Origin of the sequence: Kitasatospora sp. NPDC001309 (genome assembly GCF_042896295.1) — a bacterium.
GTDB lineage: Bacteria > Actinomycetota > Actinomycetes > Streptomycetales > Streptomycetaceae > Kitasatospora.
Window position 1 is genome coordinate 154,637 of record NZ_JBIAXC010000014.1, and the last position, 19,665, is coordinate 174,301.

Here is a 19,665-nt window from a genome sequence, read left to right on the forward strand (position 1 = left end):
GTGGCGACGACCGCTTCCGGGATCTACGAGCACTTCCTCGGCCTGCTCGGGCCGGGCGACGGCGGAGCGCACCGACCCGGCCCGCGCGCCGGGGCCGAGGCCTGGCGCGGTTCGGCCCGCGCCCGCTACGGCGAGTGGTCCGACGCCGCCGGGCACACCCACTCGGCCTTCCTGACCCGGGACGAGTGGGTCCGCAACCAGATCGACCTGGCCCGCTGCCTCGACGGCCTGCTGACCGAGGACGACGTGGTCATCGTCGCCGTCCCGTACGAGCTGTCCTTCGTCGGCGCCGAGGTCGAGCGCGCGATCGAGCTGGTCGGCGCGGCCGTGATCGGGGTCGGCACGAGCGACACCATCTGCCCGCTGCCGCGGGTCCTCGACCTGATGGGGCAGTACGGGGCGACGGTGCTGGTCTGCTCGGCGACCGTGGCGGCCAGGCTGGCCGCGCTGGCCGTCGCGCGCGGGCAGCGGCCGGCGGACTCCGCGGTCCGCCTGGTCGTCACCACCGGCGAGGCCAGCTCGGCCGAGCGCCGCGAGCGGGTGGCGGCCCTGTGGGGCGCCGACGCGTCCGAGCTCTACGGGACCGCCTCGACGCCCACGGTCGCCGTCCCCTGCGCGGCCGGCGCGCTGCACCTGTGCGACCACCGGCTGCGGGCGGCGGTCCGGACCCCCGGAGCCGACGGCCCGGCGGCGTTCCGCGGTGAGTTGCTGCTGGCCTTCGGGACGGCGGACACCCCCGACACCCCCGACACCCCGGACGCCCCGAACGGCGCGAACGGCGCGAACGGCGCGGCGGAACCGACCGGGCAGTTCGTGGAACTGGGCCCGGCCGACGGCGGCTGCGGTTGCGGCGCCCGGAGCCCGGTGCTCGCCCCGCTCGGCCGGGTGGCCGAACTGGTCGGCTCGGCGTCCGGCCCGGTCTCGGCGGTCGACGTGGAGCGGATCGTCTTCGGCTTCCCCGAGTTCGCCCCGTACTTCGCGGCCGAGCTCCGGCCCGGCGGCTTCACGGTGACCTGCGCGGTTCCGGACGGCGCCGCGGCCGCCGCCGACGAGGTGCTGCGGCAGGCGGTGGAGGCCGAGGTCCGTCGCGGCCTCGGCATCGACGTCGACGTCCGGATCGTCGAGGCGAAGGACTGGGAGGCCGTGACGTCATGACCCGCCTCCGGTGGTGGGACCGGCGCGAGCCCGAGGTACCGATGGCGCCCTTGAGGAGGCGACGCACATGAAGGTAGCGGTGGTACAGACCCTCTGGGTCGAGGATCCCGCGGAAGGTCTGCAGAACGCGTTCCGGGCGGTCGAGGAGGTCTGCGCCGGCGGTGACGTCGACGTCGTCTGCTTCCCGGAGTTCTTCCTCGGCCCCCCGTGGTACATGCCGGGGCAGGACCACCTGAGGGGGCGCACCGACACCCCGATCCCCGGCCGGATCGTGGACGGCTTCCGGGAGCTCGCCCGCGGGCTGCGCACCAACGTGCTGCTGGGCTCGATCGTCGAGGACCTCCGGGACGGCATGTACCGGAACACCTCGCTGTTCATCGACCGGCAGGGCGTCGTCGCGGACAGCGCGATCAAGGCGCACGCGTTCGGCAACGAGATGGTCGTCTGCCGCCAGGCCGAGTCGCTGGGCGTGATGACCACCGAGTTCGGGCTGGTCGGGGTGGCCGTCTGCTCGGACTTCTGGATCCCGGAGGTCATCCGGCTGCTCGCCGTGGCGGGCGCGCGGACGATCTTCGTGCCGGGCGGGACGCTGCTGCAGAACCAGTCGCTGATGGTGAACGCGCTGAGCTCGGCGGCCTACCTCAACGACGTGAACATCGTCTACGCCAGCTCGGTGGGCGTGGTCCGGGGCAAGCGCGGCGACCGCCTGGTGGAGGTCCGCTTCGCCGGCACCAGCCTGGTCACCGGGCCGGAGGGCGTCATCGCCCAGGCCGGAACGGACGAGCCGGAGGTGCTGGTGGTCGACCTCGACCCGGACGGCACCGACCCCGGCGACGCGGGCTCCCCGCCCGGCGACGGCCGGCGCTGGATCGGGATGCGGCGGCCGCAGGCGTACGGGGCGCTGCTGGGCGACTACGTGGGCGCCCGGCGGGACCTGGCCGCCGAACTGCGGACGGCCATCGCCCCGACCGGCGGGGCGGACGGCCGGGACCGGGGCGCCGGTCCGACGGATTCGGGCGAGAGGACTGGTTCGTGACCATCATCGTCGCGCAACACGCGCGCCGGGCGGACGAGGCGGCGACGGTCGAGGCCGTGCTCGCCGACCTGGAGCGCCGGGTGACGCCGGAGGCGTCGTTCGTCGTGCTCCCGGAGAACGCCTTCGCCGTCGGTGACGGCGTCCGCGCACTCCCCTCCCGGCTGCGGGACCAGGCCCTCGAACGCCTGGCGGAGCTGGCCCGGACCCGCCGCGCCCACGTGCTCACCGGCTCGTGGGCGGAGCCCGCGGCCGGCGGCGGTCTGGAGCAGGTGGCCCGGCTGCTCGACCCGGACGGCTCGGTCCGGGTGGAGCTGCGGCGGGCGGTCCTCGCCGACGGCAGCACCGGCACCGGCGACGACTTCCCGGTCGTGGACACCGAGTCCGGCCGGGTCGGGGTGCTGCTGGGGCCGGACTTCTGGCTCGTGGAGCCGCCGCGGATCCAGTGCCTGAACGGCGCGGAGCTGCTCCTGGTGGCCGGTTCGCTGGACGGCCGCAACCGGGCCGCCCAGGCGGCGGCGGTCTGGGGCATCGCCACCCTCAACACCGTGGCGGTCGCCTTCGCGAGCGCGCTGGGCGCCCGCTCGGCCGGCTCCAGCGCGATCGCGATGCCCGAGCGGTTCCTGGCCCGGGCGGGGGCCGAGGAGTGCCTGCTGGAGGCCGGGTGCGAGGTCGAGCACATCCGCTACCTGCGCGAGCCCGACCTCCGCTTCCAGCAGACGCTCTGGTTCGGGCTCTGGGCCCGCCGCCCGCAGCTGTACGCGGCGCTGACGGACGGCCCCGCCCCGGGCACCGGCGCGGACCACCGTGAGCGGGTGAGCTGACGTGGAGCACGTCGGCCTGTCGGCCTCCGAGGTGAGGCGCCGGATCGCAGCGGAGCTGGAGGACGACGTCCCCTGGAACCGGGTGCTGAACTCGATCTGTACCGAACCCCACCCCCTGGCCGTGGAGATGGCGGCCGCCGCCGCCCGCACCAACCTCGGGGACGTCCGGATCTTCCGCGGGACGAAGCGGATCGAGCGGGAGGTGGTACGGATCCTGCTGTCGTTCCTCGGGGGGCCCACCGGTTCGGGGACGCTGGTGTCGGGCGGGACGGAGGCCAACCTGCTCTCGATGGCCGCCGCCCGCGAGTCCGCCCGGGCGGACGGGCGGCTCACCGACCGGCCGGAGGTGATCGTCAGCAGCACGGTGCACTTCTCCTTCGCCAAGATCTTCGCGATCCTCGGCCTGACGCCGGTCGTGGTGCCCGTCGACGACTCGCTGCGGCTGCCCGCCGACGAGGTGCTGCGGCAGGTCACCGAGCACACCGTCGCCGTGGTGGCGACCGCGGGCAGCAGCGAGTTCGGGGTGGTCGACGACGTCGAGACGATCGCGTCCCGGCTGGCCGGCCTGGGGCCGCACCTGCACGTGGACGCGGCCACCGGGGGGTTCATCATCCCCTTCGCCCGCGAACTCGGCCGGGAGCTGCCCCGGTTCGACTTCTCGGTGGACGGCGTGGACTCGATCACCATCGACCCCCACAAGTACGGGCTGGCGCCCGTCCCGGCGGGGGTGATCCTGTTCCGGGAGCCCGAGGGCGCGCAGCGGTTCGCCTTCGACTCCTTCTTCAAGGACACCCCGACCCACCACACCCTGCTGGGGACCAGGCCCGGCAGCGCGGCCGTCGCCACCTACGCCGTGCTGGAACACCTGGGCCGCTCGGGCTTCCTGGCGGTCACCCGGCACAACTACGAGGTGACCGACCACCTGGTGGCCCGGCTCCGGGAGGCCGGCCACGAGCTGTTCGTCGAACCGCAGCTCAACATCGTGGTGGTGCGGATGCCGCACGCCGCGCGGATCTCGGAGCGGCTCGAAGAGCTCGGGTGGATCGCCTCGACCTCGACCCGCTTCGTGGAGACCCTGCGGCTGGTGGTCGCCCGGCACGTGACGACGGAGATGGTGGACGCGTTCCTGCCCGTGCTCGAACGGGCCCGGCGGGATGTGGCGGCGGAGGTGGCGTACCCGTGAGCTTCCTGCGCACGCGCAACACCCGGGTCGCCGCGCTCCAGATGCGGATCACCCCCGGCGAGCCGGACGAGAACCTCAAGTGCGCCGCCGGACTGCTGTCCACCGCGGCCCAGCGCAAGGCCGAACTCGCCTGCCTGCCGGCGAACTTCGCGACCGGCCTGAACTTCCCGACGCTGCGCCGGGACGCCACGCCGGCCGACGGGCCGGTGGTGGAGTTCCTGGTGGACCAGGCGCGCGGCCTGGGCCTCCACATCGCCGCCGGGGTGCTGCTGGCCGAGGGCCGGGAGGTCTACGACGCGGCCGTGCTGGTGGGCCCCTCGGGCGAGGTGCTGAGCTGGTACCGGCGGCCGTGCGTGTGGGCCGGGGAGGCCGACCACATCACCCCGGGGGCGCCCGGCGAGGTCGTCGACACCCCGGTCGGCCGGATCGGGCTGCTGGTCGGCTACGACCTCCGGTTCCCGGAGGCGAGCCGGCAGTACCTGCTCCAGGAGGTCGACGTCATCGTCTGCGTGGCCACCCTGTTCGCGCCGTTCTCGCACCAGGTGCGGTCGATCTGCCGGGCCCGCGCCGCCGACGCCGAGTGCGCCCTGGTGCTGGCCAGCGGTGCGGGCGAGAACCGCTTCGCGATGATGCCCTACCTGGGGCGCAGCATGATCGTCAACGGGCTGGTGCAGGACGCCGCGCAGCCCCCGGACGCGGACGTGCTGGCCGAGGTGGAGCGGGGCGCCAGGGAGGCCGTCATCGAGGCGGACATCCCGTTGCGGACGCAGCGCAAGGTCCGCGAGCGGCTGCCGTTCCACGACGACCTGCGGTCCACCTGGACCACCGGGTACGGGGGGCGGTCCTGATGGCGGGGGTGCAGGCGGCCCGGCCGCGGCGGCCGAACTGGTTCACCGACGTCCTCGGGCTGGTGGTGATCGACCTGCGGCAGTTCTTCGACAACCGCCTGTTCGCGGTGTCGACCTTCCTGACCTCGGTGTCCATGGTGCTGGCCTTCGGCGCGGCCACCCAGCAGATGGGGAGCCCCTCGGTGGGGGCCGCCAACTACTTCGGCTTCGTCTTCCCCGGGATCCTCGCGGCCGGCATCATGTTCAGCTGCACCTACACCGTCGGCTACACGATCATCATCGACCGCAACCGGCGGACGATCGAGGACCTGATCCTCTCCCCGCTGTCCTACTCGGGGTTCCTGCTGGCCCGGCTCATCGGCGTCGTGGTGAAGTGCCTGTTCCAGTTCGCGCTGGTGCTGGTGCTCGGGGTCGCGGTGTTCGACGCGAGCATCGACTCGCCGGGGCTGCTGGTGTTCGACTTCCTGGCCGGCTGCCTGGCCTTCGCCGCGCTGGGGATCCTGGTGGCGACGTACACCACGGAGATCTCCTTCCCGGCGGTGGTGAACATCATCGTGATCCCGCTGATGTACTTCGCCGGGATCTTCTTCCCCCTCGGCAACCTGGGCTGGCTCGGGAAGGTGATGGAGCGGCTGCCGCTCTCGGTGCACGTCGACGTCTTCCGGGCCGCCCTCGGGCAGGGGCCGTCACCCTCGGGCCTGACGCTGGCACTGACCGCGGTGTACGCGGTCGGGGGCTGCGCGCTGGCCGCCTACGCCTTCCGCAGGAGGATCGGACGTGGCTGAGTCGCGAACGGACGCCGGGGTGCCGGTGCTGGCGGTCTCCGGACTGGAGTGCCGGGTGAGTTCCGCCTTCGCGCTGCGCGGCGTGGACTTCTCGGTGGCCGCCGGGGAGGGCGTCGCCGTGATCGGGACGAACGGGGCCGGCAAGACCACGCTGATCCGGCTGCTGGCCGGGCTGCTCCAGCCCACCGCCGGCCAGGTGCGCATCTGCGGTACGCCGCCGCGCAGTTGGGGGCGGGCCAGCCGGCACCTCGGCTACGTCCAGCAGGCCAAGGAGCTGCCGGACGGCGTCACCGTGGAGACCTACCTCAGGCACCAGTTGCGGCTCCGGCGGGCGGACCCGGGCCGCTACCGGGAGTTGGTCGGCCTGGCCGGGCTGGGGCAGTACGTCGACCAGTACGTGCGCCGGCTCTCCGGCGGGAGCCAGCGCAAGCTGCACATCATCAGCGCCGTCGCGCACCGGCCCGACCTGCTGATCCTGGACGAGCCGACCACCGGGCTGGACCCGACGGCCCAGGAGACGGTCCTGGACCTGCTCCGGGGCCTCAAGGCGGAGGGCACCGGGGTGCTGTTCGCCAGCCACCACCGGGAGGAGCTGGTCGCCCTGGCGGACTCGGTGGTGATGCTCCACCAGGGGCAGCAGGTGAAGGAGGCCTCGCTCGCCGAGGTCGTCCTGTCGGGCGGGCGGTCGAGCCTGACGCTGCACGCCTTCGCGGACTCCGACGTCGAGCAACTGCGGGTGTGGGCGGCGAAGTCGGCGGCCGCGGACGGCCCGGCCGGGGCGGTGCGGCCGGTCGACGGCGGGGTGACGGTCGAGCTGTCCGGCAGGGCGCGGCCCGACGCCCTCGGCGAACTCGTCGCCCGCGCCCACGCCGACGGGCTGGCGCTCCGCTCCGCGTCGTACGGCTCGCCCACGCTGGCGGAGGTCGTCCGATCCATCGTCGAGCAGGTTGAAGGGAACGGGACACAGACATGAGCATCTCCACGACGACGACCAGCATGCCGTTCTGGAAGGAGTACCCGGAACGGGACAACGAGTGGGTGCGGCAGTACCCGACGAAGCACGTCGCGGTGACCGAGGAGGAGGTGTTCGCCCGGGAGCAGATGGGCGTGTACGTCCACATCCCGTTCTGCAACCGGCTGTGCTTCTCCTGCCCGTACATCAAGTTCCAGACCGACCGGGACCTGACCCGGACCTTCCTGGACGCGCTCAAGGCGGAGATCACGCTCTACGCGCAGCGCCCGTACGTCCAGGACCACGTGATCACCCTGGGGTACATCGGCGGCGGCACCCCGACCTCGCTCACCGCGCCCCAGCTGGACGAGCTCCTGGGCCACCTGTTCGGCAGCCTCAACACCGCCCCCGACGCGGACTTCTCGATCGAGACCACGCCGATCGACATCAGCGAGCGCAAGGCGCGGGTGCTGCTGGACCGCGGGGTGCGGCGGATCAGCCTCGGCGTCCAGACCTTCGTCGAGGAGGAGTTGAAGAGCCTGGGCCGGCCCAGCGACCCGGAGATGCTCAAGAACAGCATCCGGCTGCTGCGCGACTGCGGCTACGAGAACATCAACATCGACCTGATGCACGGCATCAACGGGCAGACGATGGAGAGCTGGGAGTACAGCCTCGACGTCGCCATCGAGCTCGGGGTGACCTGCGTCTCCTTCTACACCTACATGGAGTTCGCGCAGATCTCCACCAAGCGCCGCAAGCTCCCGCCGGTGCCCGAGCGGGCGCTGGTCGACGAGATGTTCCTGTTCGCCGCCGAGAAGCTCACCGCGGCCGGCTTCCTCGGCTACTACGGCGACTGCTTCGCCAAGCCCGGGTTCCAGCCGAAGTACGGAGAGACCTCGTGGAGCGAGGACGTGCCGATCATCCCGCTCGGCCCGACCGCCACCGGACACCTGCGCGAGCACTGGTACTTCAACGAGCCCGACATCGGCCGCTACGTGCAGACCGTCATGGAGGGCCGGCTGCCGATCTCCATGGGCAAGCACATCACCAGGTCGGAGTCGATCCGGCGGTCCATGGTGCTCGGGGTCAAGGCCGGGCGGGTCGACCGGGAGCGGTTCCGCCGGCTGCACGGGGTCGACTTCCTGGAGATGTTCCGCGAGGAGATCGCCGACCTCGCGGGGAAGGGCCTGGTCACCGTCCGGGAGGACGGGATCGAGGTCACCGGCCCGAAGGGCTGGTACTACCTGGACAACATCTCCAAGGCCTTCTACTCGCCGGAGTTCCGGCGCTACCCGCAGCACCTCGGGGCGGACATCACGGGCTTCATCAACCCGCAGATGAGAACGCTCCCGCTGACCGTCGTTTCCGGTTCCCCGCAGAAGGGTGACGCCTGTGAGCACCACTGAGACGCCGCTGCTGGACCTCAGCGTGCGGGTCCCGCAGACCGCGCCGTACGCCGACCTCGACGGGACGAGGGCCTACGACCTCGGCATGCGCCGGTCGGCGCTGATGGCGTACAAGCGGCCGACGGACCGGATCACGGCGAACGTCCGCGAGGGCATGACCGACCTCGTCGAGGTGGGCTTCAACACCGGACTGCTGTCGCTGCACGTGGCCGGCCGGCTCCCGGAGCTGGCGGTGTCCGGGGTCGAGGAGATCCAGAACCTGGTCGAGGTCGCCGAGGACAACCTGACCCTGGCCGTGTGGGCGAACGCGGCCGGCGACGTCGAGTTCGAGATGGGCCGGCTGAGCCGGCTGCCCTTCCCGGACGCCTCGGCGGACATCGTGTTCTCCTTCTCCTCGCTGCACCGCTGGTCCCGGCCGGTCGAGACGCTCAGGGAGTGCGCCCGGATCTGCAAGCCCGACGGCGTGGTGATCATCGAGGACATCAACCGGCACGCGGAGGAGGGGCACATCACCTTCATCCTCCAGTTCGTGAAGGAGGGCGGCGAGCAGTTCATGCGCTCGCTCCAGTCGGGCTACACCCGCGACGAGGTCGCGGAGCTGCTCCGGCAGGCCGGCCTGGACGGCTGGCAGGTGGTCGAGGAGGACCTCGGCCTGGTGATCTCCTCCCGGCCGCTCGACCCGGTGGCCCCGTGATGGCGGCCGTCACCATCGCCGTCGTGCAGATGGAGTCCAAGCTCGGCCGCAACGCCGCCAACCAGCGGCGCGCGGAGCGCTTCGTCGCCCAGGCGGTCGAGCAGGGCGCGGACCTCGTCTGCCTGCCGGAGGCCTACCTGACCTCCGGCAACATCCTCGAAGTCGCGGACGTGTCGGTGCCGATCCCCGGGCCGGAGACCGACCGGCTGTGCGAACTGTCCCGGGAGCACGGCATCCACCTGGTGGCCGGCCTGCTGGAGCGCGGCGGGGACGGGAAGTACTACAGCACCTCCGTGCTCACCGGCCCGCAGGGCGAACTCCTCGGCCGCTACCGGCGGGTGCACTGCCACGAACTGGAGAGCCGCTACCTGGCCGGCGGTTCGGAGTACCCGGTGTTCGACGTCGGCTTCGGGCGGATCGGCCTCCTCCAGGGCTACGACATCAACTTCCCGGAGGCCGCCCGCGAGTACCTTCGCCGCGGCGTCGACGTCCTGGTCTGCTCCGCCCTGGTGCCCGAGATGTTCGCCTACGTGGCCAACCTGCGGCTGCCGGTCCGCGCGGTGGACACCGAGTGCGTGCTCGCCTTCGCCTCCGGGGTCGGCACCAACCTGTACGCGGGCTTCGGCTACATGGGGCGCAGCCAGGTCCTGGCCGACCCGCTCTTCCTGGAGGCGGAGCGCTTCGACTTCGTCGACGGCGACGAGCGGATGGTGCTGATCGAGGAGGGCGAGGGCGTCGGCGTGGTCCGGGTGGACCTGGAGCGGATGCGCCGGTACCGGGTGAAGGCCACCCTGCGGCACGACCTCCGGCCGTCCACCTACTGGGCCGCCCTCAACGACCGGGCCCGGCCCGCCAGCGGCGGGGGGGAGTGACCGGCGATGCGGGTACTGCTCATCTCCACCAACAAGATCCGGGTGCCGAGACCGGCGCTGCCGATCGGCATGGCGTACATCAGCGCCGCGCTCAAGCGGGCCGGCCACCAGGTCGACGTGCTCGACCTGCTGTGGGAGTCCCGGGAGTTGAAGGCCGTCCGGGAGCGGCTGACCTCCCAGCGGTACGACGTGGTCGGCATCGCCGTCCGCAACCTGGACAACCTGACCTTCGTCGACCCGATCTTCTTCGGCCCGATGACGGAGAAGATCGTCCAGTGCGTGCGCAAGTACACCTCGGCCAAGGTCGTCCTCGGCGGCTCGGGCTTCTCGGTCGAACCGCTGGCCTTCTTCGAGTACGCCCAGCCGGACTACGGGATCGCGGGCGAGGGCGAGGCCGGGATCGTCCAGCTGATGGAGCACCTCCAGGGCGGCGGGCGGAAGCTGGAGGAGATCTCCGGGCTGTGCCACCTGGACGGCAACGGGCACTTCGTGCAGAACCCGGCGGACTCCGCGTTCGACCTCGGGGCGCTCGAACCCGACCGCTCGGTCTACGACCCCCGGTACTTCGAGGAGGGGGTCTCGGCCGCCTCCGACCTCACCCGGGACCACCAGCCGGCCATCGAGACGCTGCAGACCAAGCGGGGCTGCAAGCTCTACTGCTCGTACTGCATCATCCGCAAGACGGAGGGCAAGGGGAACCGGTTCAAGGAGCCCGCCGAGGTGGTCGGCGAGATCCAGCGGGCGATGGCGGAGAACCCGGCCGTCCGTGAGTTCGAGATCGTGGACGCGACCTTCAACTTCCCGATCGAGTACGCCTCGGAGGTCTGCGCGGAGATGATCCGCGCCAAGCTGGACGTCGCCTGGTACTGCCAGCTGACCCCCAACGCGGTCACGCCGGAGTTCGTCGACCTGCTCGCCGCGGCCGGCTGCATCCGGGTCGACCTGGGCACCGACGCGCTGACCGACGAGGCGCTGGCGGACCTCCAGAAGGGCTTCGACATGGCCAAGGTGCTGGAGGTGGACCGGCTCTTCACCGCCAGTCCGATCGAGCACACCCACTGCGTCTTCCTCGGCGGCCCGGGCGAGACCCCGGCCGCGCTGCGGGAGTCGATCGGCTTCACCGAGCGGTTCCTGAACCCGGCCCAGATCTACGCCAACCTCGGCATCCGCATCCTGAGCGGCACCAAGCTGCAGCAGCAGGCGGTGAAGGCCGGGATCCTCACCGAGGGGCAGGGCACCTTCGTCCCCGCGTACTACGTGGAACCGGCCATCGTCGAGGATCGCGACACCCTCGACTTCGTCCGCAACGCCTACCTCGGCCACCGGAACTGGTACTTGTGGTGGGGGCTGCGCGGCCAGAGCCTGTCGGACCGCGCGGTCCACTCCAAGCGGACCGTGGCCGACATGCAGCGCGAGTACGACTACGTGATGAGCGCAAAGCCCCGGTTGGAGAAGGCACCGAAACGGACGACCGGAAAGCCGGTCATGCTCAACCTGGGAGTGGTCTAGGTGAACACGGAAGCGGTCGCCGGCGAGCTGCTGGCGTCCCTCGCGGCCCGGGGCGACGCGGACTTCGCGGTGGGGATGCAACGCTACTTCCCCCACGAGATCCGCGCCCTCGGCGTCGGCAACGCCGCGGTGGTGGCGCTCGCCGGCGACTTCTTCCGGGAGCACGGGGACGTCCCCGCGGCCGCCAGGCTCCGGTTGGCGGAGGAGGTGCTGGCGCGCGCCGAGCACCACGAGGAGGTGCTGCTCGGCTTCGCGCTGCTGCACAAGGTCGCCCGGACCGGGCTGGGCGACGAGTTCCTCGACCGCTGCGAGGGCTGGCTCGAACGGTACGTGTCCAACTGGGCGCAGTGCGACGACCTGTGCCTGAAACTGCTCTACCCGTACTTCCTGGGCCACCTCGACCGACTCCCCCGGACGGCGCGCTGGGTCGGATCGGAGTCCCCCTGGGCGCGGCGGGCGGCGAACGTGGCGGTGGTGAAGTTCGTGCGGCGCAAGGTCGGCAAGGTCACCTACGAACTGCCGGTCGCCCACGTCCTCGACAACTGCACCCGGCTGATGCACGACAAGGACCCGTACGTGCAGAAGGGGTCCGGGTGGCTGCTCAAGGTCACCGCGCAGGTCCACCCGGCCGAGGTGGAGGCCTACCTGCGGCGGTGGCGGCCGGTCATGAAGCGGGACACCTTCCGGTACGCCCTGGAGGGCCTGGACAAGGAGACCCGGGGAGCCCTGATGGCCCTCGGCGGGAAGGCGGAGGCTTGAGTACCGGCGGTTACGTGCACCGGCGCGGGATCCACTGCGAATCGGCGTGCCAGTGCAACATCCTGGCGGCCGCCGGCCACGAGGTCGACGAGGACGTGGTGTTCGGCCTGGACGGCGGCTTCGGGTTCTCCTTCTTCCCCGCGCGGGGCGGCGCCCCGGACATCGTGGTGGGCAAGCAGGCGATCATGCCGCTGCGGGCCGCCCGGCTGATGGGCGTCGAGGTCGCCGCGCACGCGCCCACGTCCGGCAAGGGGCTGGCCCAGCTGCTGGAGTCGGCCCCGGCCGTCATGGTGCGGGTGGACCTCGGCCGGCTGCCGTACTGGGGGCTGGAGGGCCGCTCCTCCTTCGGCGGGTACTTCGTCAACGTGGTCCGCGCCCTCGACGACGACCGGTTCGAGGTGTCCGACCCGGCGCTCGACACCACCGTCCTCGTCACGGCGGCGGACCTGGAGGCGGCCCGCTCCAGCCGCGACTCGCCGCCGCTCAACCCCGACCGCAAGGCGTACGTGTTCGGCGCCCGGCGGAGCGCTCCCCAGCTCGGCCTGGTCGGACCGGTGGCGGTGCGCAACCTCTGCCGCGACGTCCTCAAGCCCGGCAGCCGGAGCCTGGGCCTGGCCGGGATGAAGCAGCTGCAGTCGACCGCCCCGACCTGGCCGCGGACCAAGCTCGGCGAGGTCGACGACGTGGACGCCGCGGGCCGGGTGGTGCGCACCGACGCGCTCTCCCGCCAACTGCTGCACCTGGGCCGCCAGATCGAGACCTTCGGCACCGGGGGCGGGCTCTTCCGCCCGATGATCGGGCGCTTCCTGGCCGCCGTCGCCGAGGCCTCCGGCGACGCCCGCTACACCGGACCCGCCGAGCTCTTCCGGGCGAGCGGCCGGCACTGGCAGACCCTGGGGCGCGCGCTGCTGGACGGCGCCGCCACCCCGGGCGGGGACCGGCAGCAGCTGGTGGACGCCGTGGTGGACACCGTCGGCACCGCGATGGACCTGGAAAAGCGGGCGCTGCGCGCGCTCGGCGGCGTGTAGGGCGGGAGGAAGCCATGCCGAGCGCGGACGAGACGATCCTGGCCCAGGGCCCCGACCGGTGGAACGAGTACGCCCGCCGGCGCCGGGCCGAGGGCCCGTTCCGCCCCGACCTGCGGGCCGCCCGGCTGCACGGCGCGGACCTGCGGGGCGCGGACCTGGTGGACGCCGACCTCAGCGGCGCGGTGCTGACCGAGTCGTACCTGATGTCCGCCGACCTGCGCGGAGCCAACCTCCAGGACGCCGACCTGGTCGAGGCCTACCTCATCCAGGCGGACCTGGCGAACAGCCGGCTGGTCGGGGCGGACCTCGACGGGGCCGACCTCAGCGGGGCCGACCTCACCGGCGCCGTGCTCGACCCGGGCTTCCGGCGCCGGGGCGTCATCTCGGACTTCCTCACGATTTGGCCGCAGGACCTCTGAGGCCCCGACCCCTGCGGCTGCGGCCTGGACCCGAGCCGGGGGCGGACCGCCACCGTCAGCACGCGAGCAGGAGGAGACAGCAGTGACGGCGACTTCGTCCACCGACGAATGGGGCGTGGACCAGCTCGACCTGGACGCCTACCTGAAACGGATCGGCCGACCGGACCTGGGCGACGCCAAGCCCAACCGGGAGACCCTCCGGCGGCTGCACCGCGCCCACGTCGAGTCGATCCCCTTCGAGAACATCGACATCGTGCTGGGGCGCGAGGTCCCGATGAGCACCGCCGACATCCAGCGCAAGCTGGTGGCCGCCGCCCGCGGCGGCTACTGCCACGAGCACGGGCTGCTGTTCGGCGCGGTGCTCAACCGGCTCGGGTACCGGGTCGACCGGCTGCTCGCGCGCCCCCGGGAACGCCCCGGCCGCCCCTGGCCGTGCACCCACCTCACCCTGCTCGCCTCCGGCGTGGACGGCGACTGGCTGGCCGACGTCGGCTTCGGCGCGGGCCTGCTGGAGCCCCTGCCGCTCACCGAGGACGGCTGGAGCACCCAGGGCGAGGGCTGGTCCTTCGCCGTCGCCGCCCACGAGGAGGGCCGGCAGCTGATGGAGCGGGCGGTGCCCGGCACCCCGGCCGGGAACACGCCGGGCGCCCCGGCCGGGAGCACCCTCTACTCGTTCTCGAACCGGGCGCAGCGGGCCGCCGACGTCGACGCGGCCAACTACTACACGTCCACCCACCCGGACTCGCCCTTCACCGGCCAGCTGATCGTGATGCAACGTTTCAGCGGCGAGATGCGGCGCCTGCTCAACCGCGACTTCTCCCGCGTCCGGCCGGACGGCACCGCCGAGCGCCGGCAGCACCTCGACGACGGGCAGTTCGCGGCCGTGCTGACCGAGGAGTTCGGACTGGCCCTGACGGCGGAGGAACTGCGCGGGCTCGCCGCGCGGGTCGGCGACGTCCGCTCCAGCCTGATGGGCGGCCCGTGAGAGCTCACTGCGCGGCGGTGGCCCCGGCCGGGGCCACCGGCTGGCGGAGGATGGTGCGCAGCCGGCTCGGGTGCGCCCGGCGGGCGTCGGAGAGGTAGATCTCGTGGTGGCGCCCCCGGAGGGTCAGCCCCTGGGCCGGCACGAACTCGTCGTGCATCCGGGCGATCGTCGGCCCCTCCTCGTCGTACGGTCCGACGTGCAGGACCTGGACGCTGGGCCCCTCGGTGAACTCCTCGAACCGCACCAGCTTCACGGCGCTGAGGTCCTTCGTCCGGTGCACCCGCTCCAGCGCCGCGTCGACGATCCCCGGGGTGATCCAGTCCGGCTGGACGATCATCAGCGTCCAGTCCCAGGCGTCCTTCTCCCGGGTCCGGAAGACCTCCAGGTCCTTGGAGGACCACAGGCCCTCCAGCGGCCCGACGGTGTGGGTGCGCCCCAACTCCTGCTTGGCGACGGCGCGTACGGCGTAGGAGGTGGTGTAGAGCGCGGTGACCACCTCCGCGTACTCCGGCGAGGTGTTCGGGTTGCCGTGCCCGTCCGCCATCAGGAACCTCATCCGCGGGACGTCGATGACCTCGAACTTCCGGCGACCGGCCGAATAGAGGCCCGGCCGTTCCTTCTTGACGTCGTAGTTGTCCATCGCGGCGCTGCTCCCGGTCGGTCGGCTTGGTCCGGTCGGGAGCCATCCTAGGAGCCGTGACGGCGGGCCCCGCGCCCGGTTCCCCGGGTTCCCCCCATCGGGCGAATCCGGCCGCCGGGGGCGGCGGGGACCGGTCCCCGCCGTCACGGGCCCCGGCTCACAGCCGGGCGTGCGAGCCGATGTCGGCGCGGAAGGCCTCGACCATGGCGGCCGTCACCGTCGGGCGGCTCGCGCCGATCGCGGCGAGGTGGTCCGCGGTGGTCGCCCCGGGGACGGCGTCGTCCCGTTCGAAGGCGGTCTGGGCCGCCAGCCGTGCGGCGTGCTCGATGTCGGCGGGCGAGAAGCGCTCGCTCGCGGCCACCAGGGCGGGCACGTCCACGTCGACGCGGTCGGTGCCGAGGGCGTAGCGGGACCAGATGGCGGCGCGGGCGTCCGGGTCCGGCGGTCCGATCGGGATGACGTAGTCGAACCGGCCGGTGCGCAGGAAGGCCGGGTCGAGCGAGCGGACCGAGTTGGTCGCGCAGACCAGCAGCCGGCCGTCGCGTTCGCGGAACCCCGGGATCAGCTTGAGCAGTTCGTTGGTCACCCCGTGCACGGCGCCCGGCTGGCCGGCCGCGCCGCGCACGGGGGCGATCTCCTCCACCTCGTCGATGAAGACCAGCACCCGCTCCAGCTCGCCGATCCGCGCGAACGCGCTGCGCAGCGCGGCGGCCAGGTTGCCCTCGTCGGCGAGGCGGGAGGGCAGCAGCTCGACGAACGGCCAGCCCAGGCGGGAGGCGATGGCCCGGGCGAAGGTGGTCTTGCCGGTGCCGGGCGGCCCGAACAGGGTGATCGCGCGCGGCGGCCGCACCCCGTGCCGGGCGGCGCGCTCGGGTTCCGCGAGCGGCAGCACGATCCGCCGCTCGATCAGCTCCTTCTCGGCGGTCATCCCGGCGACCTGGTCCCACAGGTCCCCGCTCAGCAGCCGCCCGCCGAGCTCGTCCAGCGTGCCGGCCGCGGGGCCGGCGGCGGGCTCGGTCTTCTCGAAGTAGGCCGCGGCGGGCCGCCGTTGGTAGCCGGCCTTGTGCAGTCCCTCGCCGAGCAGTTCCTCCTCCGGCAGCACGTAGGCGATCCGCCGCACCCGCAGCTCGACCAGCCGCCGCTCCAACTCCCGCAGCAGCGCGCTGGCCAGGCCCCGCCCGCGCCAGGCCGGGGCGATCGCCACCCGCATCACCCAGGCCCGCTCCCCCGTCCCGGCCACCTGGGCCAGCGCGGCCCCGATCGGCGTGCCGCCGTGCACCGCGACCACGGCGGGCTGGCGTGCGGTCAGCGCGGCGATGCACTCGGCGAGCGGGAACACGGACTCCTGCCCCAGCCCGGCGGTGCTGTCGATCAGGTGGACGACGGCGGCCAGGTCCTCCTCCCGGTAGTCGTGGATCAGCCAGTTCACGCGCATCGCTCCCTCGGGTCGCCGCTCGCCGGTCGCCGTCGTACGGCACGGCCCGTACGGGCGGTTCGTACGGGCGGTTCGTACGGTTCCGGAGAAGGTAGGCGGGCCGGGCGCGGCCCGTCGTGCGCCGATCGGGACAACGCGCCGTGGACGAACCGTACGCGGCAGCGGGTTGCGCGGCCGCTAGGGCCTAGGGGAGCCGGGTGGCCCGGGGCAGGTCGAGCTCCGCCCACACCGCCTTCCCGAAGGCGGTCCGGCAGGCTCCCCAGCGGCGGCACAGGACGTTGATCAGTTGCAGTCCGCGCCCGCCCTCGTCGCTCAGCGAGGCGTGCTGGATCTGCGGGAGGTCGGGGCCCCGGTCGGAGACCTCGATCACCAGGCGGTCGTGCCGGAGCAGTCGCAGCGGCCCGACCGCGCGCCCGTGGCGCAGGGCGTTGCCGGCCATCTCGCTGACCACCAGCTCCGCCGCGTCCACCAGGTCGGTCAGCTCCCACCGGGCCAGCTGGTCGCGGACCAGGCGGCGGGCGGCGCCGGCCGCCGAGGCGTCCGCCGGGAGGTCCCACACCCGCACCTCGGCGGCCGGCGCGCCGTCGAGCGCGTCGGCGGCGACCAGGACCGCGTCGTCGTACCGGCCGGCCGGCGCCAGGTGCGCCGCCTCGGGCCCGGGGCGGCTCCGGAGCACCGGGCCGGCCTCCCGGCGCAGCCGCTCCAGGTCGGCCGCGAGGTCCCCGCGGCGCGTCTTGGCCAGCCCGTCGGTGTACAGCAGCAGCCGGGCCCCGCCGGGCAGGACGATCCTGGTGCCGTCGTAGGGGATCGCCCCGGCGCCGATCGGGCCGCCGACCGGCAGGTCGACGAAGTGCGCGGGGCCGTCCGGGCCGACCAGGACCGGTGGCACGTGCCCGGCCGAGGCGAGCGCGCAGCTGCCGTCGGCCGGGTCGTAGACGGCGCACAGGCAGCTGGCGACCTGTTCCTCGTCGAGGTCGCGGGCCGCCAGGTCGAGCCGGGCGAGCACCCGCTCGGGGACGGTGTCCAGGGCCAGCAGGATGCGGGCGGCGCCGCGCAGGCGGCCCATCGTGGCGGCCGCGGGCAGGCCGCCGCCGAGGACGTCGCCGACCACCAGGGCGGTGCGGCCGCCCGGGAGCGCCACGACGTCGAACCAGTCGCCGCCCGCCACCCGGCTGTCCAGCGCCGGCAGGTAGTCGCAGTGCACGTCCAGCCCCGGGGTCGGCGGGGACTCGCGCGGCAGCAGGCTGCGCTGCAGGGTGACGACGGTGTCCCGTTCCCGTTGGAAGAGGCGGGCGTTGTCGATGGACAGGGCGGCCCGGCCGAGCAGTTCGGTCGCGAGCGCGAGGTCCGCCCGGTCGAAGCCGGGCCGGTCGCCGGACCGGACGAAGTCGGCGATCCCCAGCAGCACGCCGCGGGCGACCATGGGGACGACCAGGTAGCTGTGCACACCGGCGGCGGCCAGCTGGGCGGCGCCGCTCGGGGTGGAGGCGATCCGCAGGTAGTCGTCCGGGGTGGTCCTGGTGACCAGGACCGGTTCGCCGGTGACCAGGGCGTCCCTGGAGTAGCTGGGCCCGACCACGCTGGGGCTGCCGACCGGGTCGGCCTCGATCACCCGCACGCTCGGTATCCAGGCGATCGCCATCGCGCGCAGCGCGGGCGGCTCCGGGCCCTGCCAGCGCTCGGTCTCCTCGCCCCGCAGCACCGTTTCGAGGAGGTCGACCGCCGCGCCGTCGGCGAACCTCGGCACGGTGGAGTCGGCCAGCTCCTGCGCGGTGCGCCGCAGGTCGAGCGTGGTGCCGATCCGCCGCCCCGCCTCGTTCAGCCAGGAGAGGTCGGCGGGCAGGCGCTCGGTTCCGGCCCCGCCGTGCGGGGCGCCCCCACGGCCGTACGGGCCTCCGCCGCGGCCCGGGAGTTGCGGTTCGGCCATGGCCTCCGCCTGTCCTGTGCAGTCCGGCCGTCCCCACCAGCCTGGCACGGCGCGCGGCCGGTCGCACGGCGCGGCCGTCGGGCCGCCCGGTTCGGAACGGTCCCGGGGCCGCCCGGTTCGGAGCGGTCTCGGGTGCGCGATCCTCGCGCATATTTGCGTGTTTACGCAAGCCTCCGATCGTCGTCCCTCTCCCCGCCGAGTGGCGGATGTTCCCGACGGGCCGTCAGGGGCCAGCCTTGCGGGCAGTTCGACAGGTTCACGTCATCCCCCACAGGCGGCCCCCACGCCGCCGGACAAGGACACGTCATGAGGCACTTCCCCCTGCCCGGAATCCTCGCCACCGCCGCCGCGGCCGCCGCCCTCGTACTCGCCGCACCGGCGGCCGGCGCCTCCGCCACCCCCCTGCCCAGCCGGCCCATCATCGGCGGCGGCGCCGCCTCCCAGGGCTACACCTTCATCGTCTCGCTCCAGCAGAACGGCCAGCACATCTGCGGCGCCTCGCTGATCTCGCCCACCTGGGCGGTCACCGCGGCCCACTGCGTGGCCGGCGGCACCGCCGACCAGTTCACCGTCCGGGTCGGCTCCAACGACCGGACCTCGGGCGGCGAGGTGGCCTCGCTCGCCAAGGTCGTCCCCCACCCGAACTACAGCACCAACAACGACATCGCCCTGCTCCAGCTCAGCGCCCCCGTCCAGGCCACCCCGATCGCCATCGCCGACGGCGCACCGGCCGGCACCGCGATCAAGCTGCTCGGCTGGGGCCAGGAGAACCCGCAGCCCGGCGCCGACGGCGGCCCGGACCAGCTCAAGGAGCTCGACACCAGCCTGCTCCCGAGCGGCTGCGCCGAGGGCTTCGACCCCTCCTCCGAGCTCTGCGTCAACAACCCCCAGGGCCCGGACGGCAGCAACCAGGGCGCCTGCTACGGCGACTCCGGCGGCCCGGCGATCGCCCAGGTCAACGGCGAGTGGCGGCTGCTCGGCGCCACCAGCCGGGCCGGCGGCTCCTCCTCCACCTGCGCGGTCGACCCCTCGATCTACACCAACGTGACGGCGTTCAAGGACTTCGTCCAGACCACCATGGCCGGCTGATCCCCGACCCCTCCCCGGGGGCGCGACAGCGCCCCCCACCCGGGGGGCCCCCCCCCCCACCCCGGGGGGGGGGCGGCCCGGCATGCCGGGCCCCCCGGCAGTGAGGGCCGGCCACGCACCCG

General features: G+C 73.3%; 19 protein-coding genes. 16 read left to right on the forward strand and 3 right to left on the reverse strand.

Annotated elements, in window-relative coordinates:
* The 15 genes from ACFY2K_RS17120 (at position 1) to ACFY2K_RS17190 (ending at position 14,452) form a co-directional block, all read left to right on the forward strand.
* Entirely contained in the window at positions 1-1,155 is a 1,155-nt protein-coding gene (locus tag ACFY2K_RS17120) for a hypothetical protein (protein ID WP_387712132.1), read from the forward strand.
* A 67-nt stretch (positions 1,156-1,222) separates the two neighbouring features.
* Positions 1,223-2,191: a carbon-nitrogen hydrolase family protein gene (locus ACFY2K_RS17125; RefSeq protein WP_380593582.1), complete on the forward strand. Its 969-nt coding sequence runs from the start codon at positions 1,223-1,225 to the stop codon at positions 2,189-2,191.
* A complete protein-coding gene (locus tag ACFY2K_RS17130; protein WP_380593583.1) occupies positions 2,188-3,012 on the forward strand; it encodes a carbon-nitrogen hydrolase family protein in 825 nt (274 codons plus the stop codon). The genes ACFY2K_RS17125 and ACFY2K_RS17130 overlap by 4 nt, the downstream gene beginning before the upstream one ends.
* A gap of 1 nt (position 3,013) precedes the next feature.
* The gene (gene mfnA / locus ACFY2K_RS17135; protein WP_387712135.1) at positions 3,014-4,195 is read left to right on the forward strand and encodes a tyrosine decarboxylase MfnA; all 1,182 of its coding nucleotides are present in this window, start codon (positions 3,014-3,016) and stop codon (positions 4,193-4,195) included.
* Positions 4,192-5,043, forward strand: coding sequence for a carbon-nitrogen hydrolase family protein (locus ACFY2K_RS17140; protein ID WP_380523326.1), 852 nt, complete (start codon positions 4,192-4,194; stop codon positions 5,041-5,043). Before mfnA ends, ACFY2K_RS17140 begins: the two co-directional genes overlap by 4 nt.
* The gene (locus ACFY2K_RS17145; RefSeq protein WP_380523327.1) at positions 5,043-5,828 is read left to right on the forward strand and encodes an ABC transporter permease; all 786 of its coding nucleotides are present in this window, start codon (positions 5,043-5,045) and stop codon (positions 5,826-5,828) included. Before ACFY2K_RS17140 ends, ACFY2K_RS17145 begins: the two co-directional genes overlap by 1 nt.
* Positions 5,821-6,801: an ABC transporter ATP-binding protein gene (locus ACFY2K_RS17150; RefSeq protein WP_387712139.1), complete on the forward strand. Its 981-nt coding sequence runs from the start codon at positions 5,821-5,823 to the stop codon at positions 6,799-6,801. The genes ACFY2K_RS17145 and ACFY2K_RS17150 overlap by 8 nt, the downstream gene beginning before the upstream one ends.
* Positions 6,798-8,186, forward strand: a complete 1,389-nt coding sequence (locus ACFY2K_RS17155; protein ID WP_380523329.1) for a coproporphyrinogen-III oxidase family protein — start codon at positions 6,798-6,800, stop codon at positions 8,184-8,186. Before ACFY2K_RS17150 ends, ACFY2K_RS17155 begins: the two co-directional genes overlap by 4 nt.
* A complete protein-coding gene (locus ACFY2K_RS17160) occupies positions 8,173-8,880 on the forward strand; it encodes a class I SAM-dependent methyltransferase (RefSeq protein WP_380523330.1) in 708 nt (235 codons plus the stop codon). Before ACFY2K_RS17155 ends, ACFY2K_RS17160 begins: the two co-directional genes overlap by 14 nt.
* Positions 8,880-9,752, forward strand: coding sequence for a carbon-nitrogen hydrolase family protein (locus tag ACFY2K_RS17165; protein WP_387712143.1), 873 nt, complete (start codon positions 8,880-8,882; stop codon positions 9,750-9,752). Before ACFY2K_RS17160 ends, ACFY2K_RS17165 begins: the two co-directional genes overlap by 1 nt.
* A 6-nt stretch (positions 9,753-9,758) precedes the next feature.
* Positions 9,759-11,261, forward strand: coding sequence for a B12-binding domain-containing radical SAM protein (locus tag ACFY2K_RS17170; RefSeq protein WP_380523331.1), 1,503 nt, complete (start codon positions 9,759-9,761; stop codon positions 11,259-11,261).
* Positions 11,262-12,020, forward strand: coding sequence for a DNA alkylation repair protein (locus ACFY2K_RS17175; RefSeq protein WP_380523332.1), 759 nt, complete (start codon positions 11,262-11,264; stop codon positions 12,018-12,020). It begins immediately after the preceding gene.
* The gene (locus tag ACFY2K_RS17180; protein ID WP_387712147.1) at positions 12,017-13,048 is read left to right on the forward strand and encodes a DUF4872 domain-containing protein; all 1,032 of its coding nucleotides are present in this window, start codon (positions 12,017-12,019) and stop codon (positions 13,046-13,048) included. The genes ACFY2K_RS17175 and ACFY2K_RS17180 overlap by 4 nt, the downstream gene beginning before the upstream one ends.
* Positions 13,049-13,062: 14 nt before the next feature.
* Positions 13,063-13,467 carry a pentapeptide repeat-containing protein gene (locus ACFY2K_RS17185; RefSeq protein ID WP_380398443.1) on the forward strand — a complete coding sequence of 135 codons (405 nt, stop codon included), beginning with the start codon at positions 13,063-13,065 and terminating at the stop codon, positions 13,465-13,467.
* Between the two features lie 82 nt (positions 13,468-13,549).
* Positions 13,550-14,452, forward strand: a complete 903-nt coding sequence (locus ACFY2K_RS17190; protein ID WP_380593586.1) for an arylamine N-acetyltransferase — start codon at positions 13,550-13,552, stop codon at positions 14,450-14,452.
* 4 nt (positions 14,453-14,456) lie between these two features.
* On the opposite strand, the gene ACFY2K_RS17195 is transcribed toward ACFY2K_RS17190, so the two are convergent.
* From ACFY2K_RS17195 to ACFY2K_RS17205, 3 genes are all read right to left on the reverse strand, one after another.
* Entirely contained in the window at positions 14,457-15,092 is a 636-nt protein-coding gene (locus tag ACFY2K_RS17195) for a GyrI-like domain-containing protein (RefSeq protein ID WP_380523337.1), read from the reverse strand.
* 157 nt (positions 15,093-15,249) lie between these two features.
* Positions 15,250-16,521 (reverse strand): ATP-binding protein, encoded by a 1,272-nt coding sequence (locus tag ACFY2K_RS17200; RefSeq protein WP_380523338.1) that lies wholly within the window; start codon positions 16,519-16,521, stop codon positions 15,250-15,252.
* Positions 16,522-16,711: 190 nt separating this feature from the next.
* On the reverse strand, positions 16,712-18,454 hold the full coding sequence (locus ACFY2K_RS17205) for a SpoIIE family protein phosphatase (RefSeq protein ID WP_387712152.1): 1,743 nt from the start codon (positions 18,452-18,454) through the stop codon (positions 16,712-16,714).
* A 306-nt stretch (positions 18,455-18,760) separates the two neighbouring features.
* Here ACFY2K_RS17205 and ACFY2K_RS17210 point away from each other — a divergent pair, with 306 nt between their 5' ends.
* Positions 18,761-19,543 carry a S1 family peptidase gene (locus ACFY2K_RS17210; RefSeq protein ID WP_380523341.1) on the forward strand — a complete coding sequence of 261 codons (783 nt, stop codon included), beginning with the start codon at positions 18,761-18,763 and terminating at the stop codon, positions 19,541-19,543.
* The last annotated feature ends 122 nt before the right edge of the window (positions 19,544-19,665 follow it).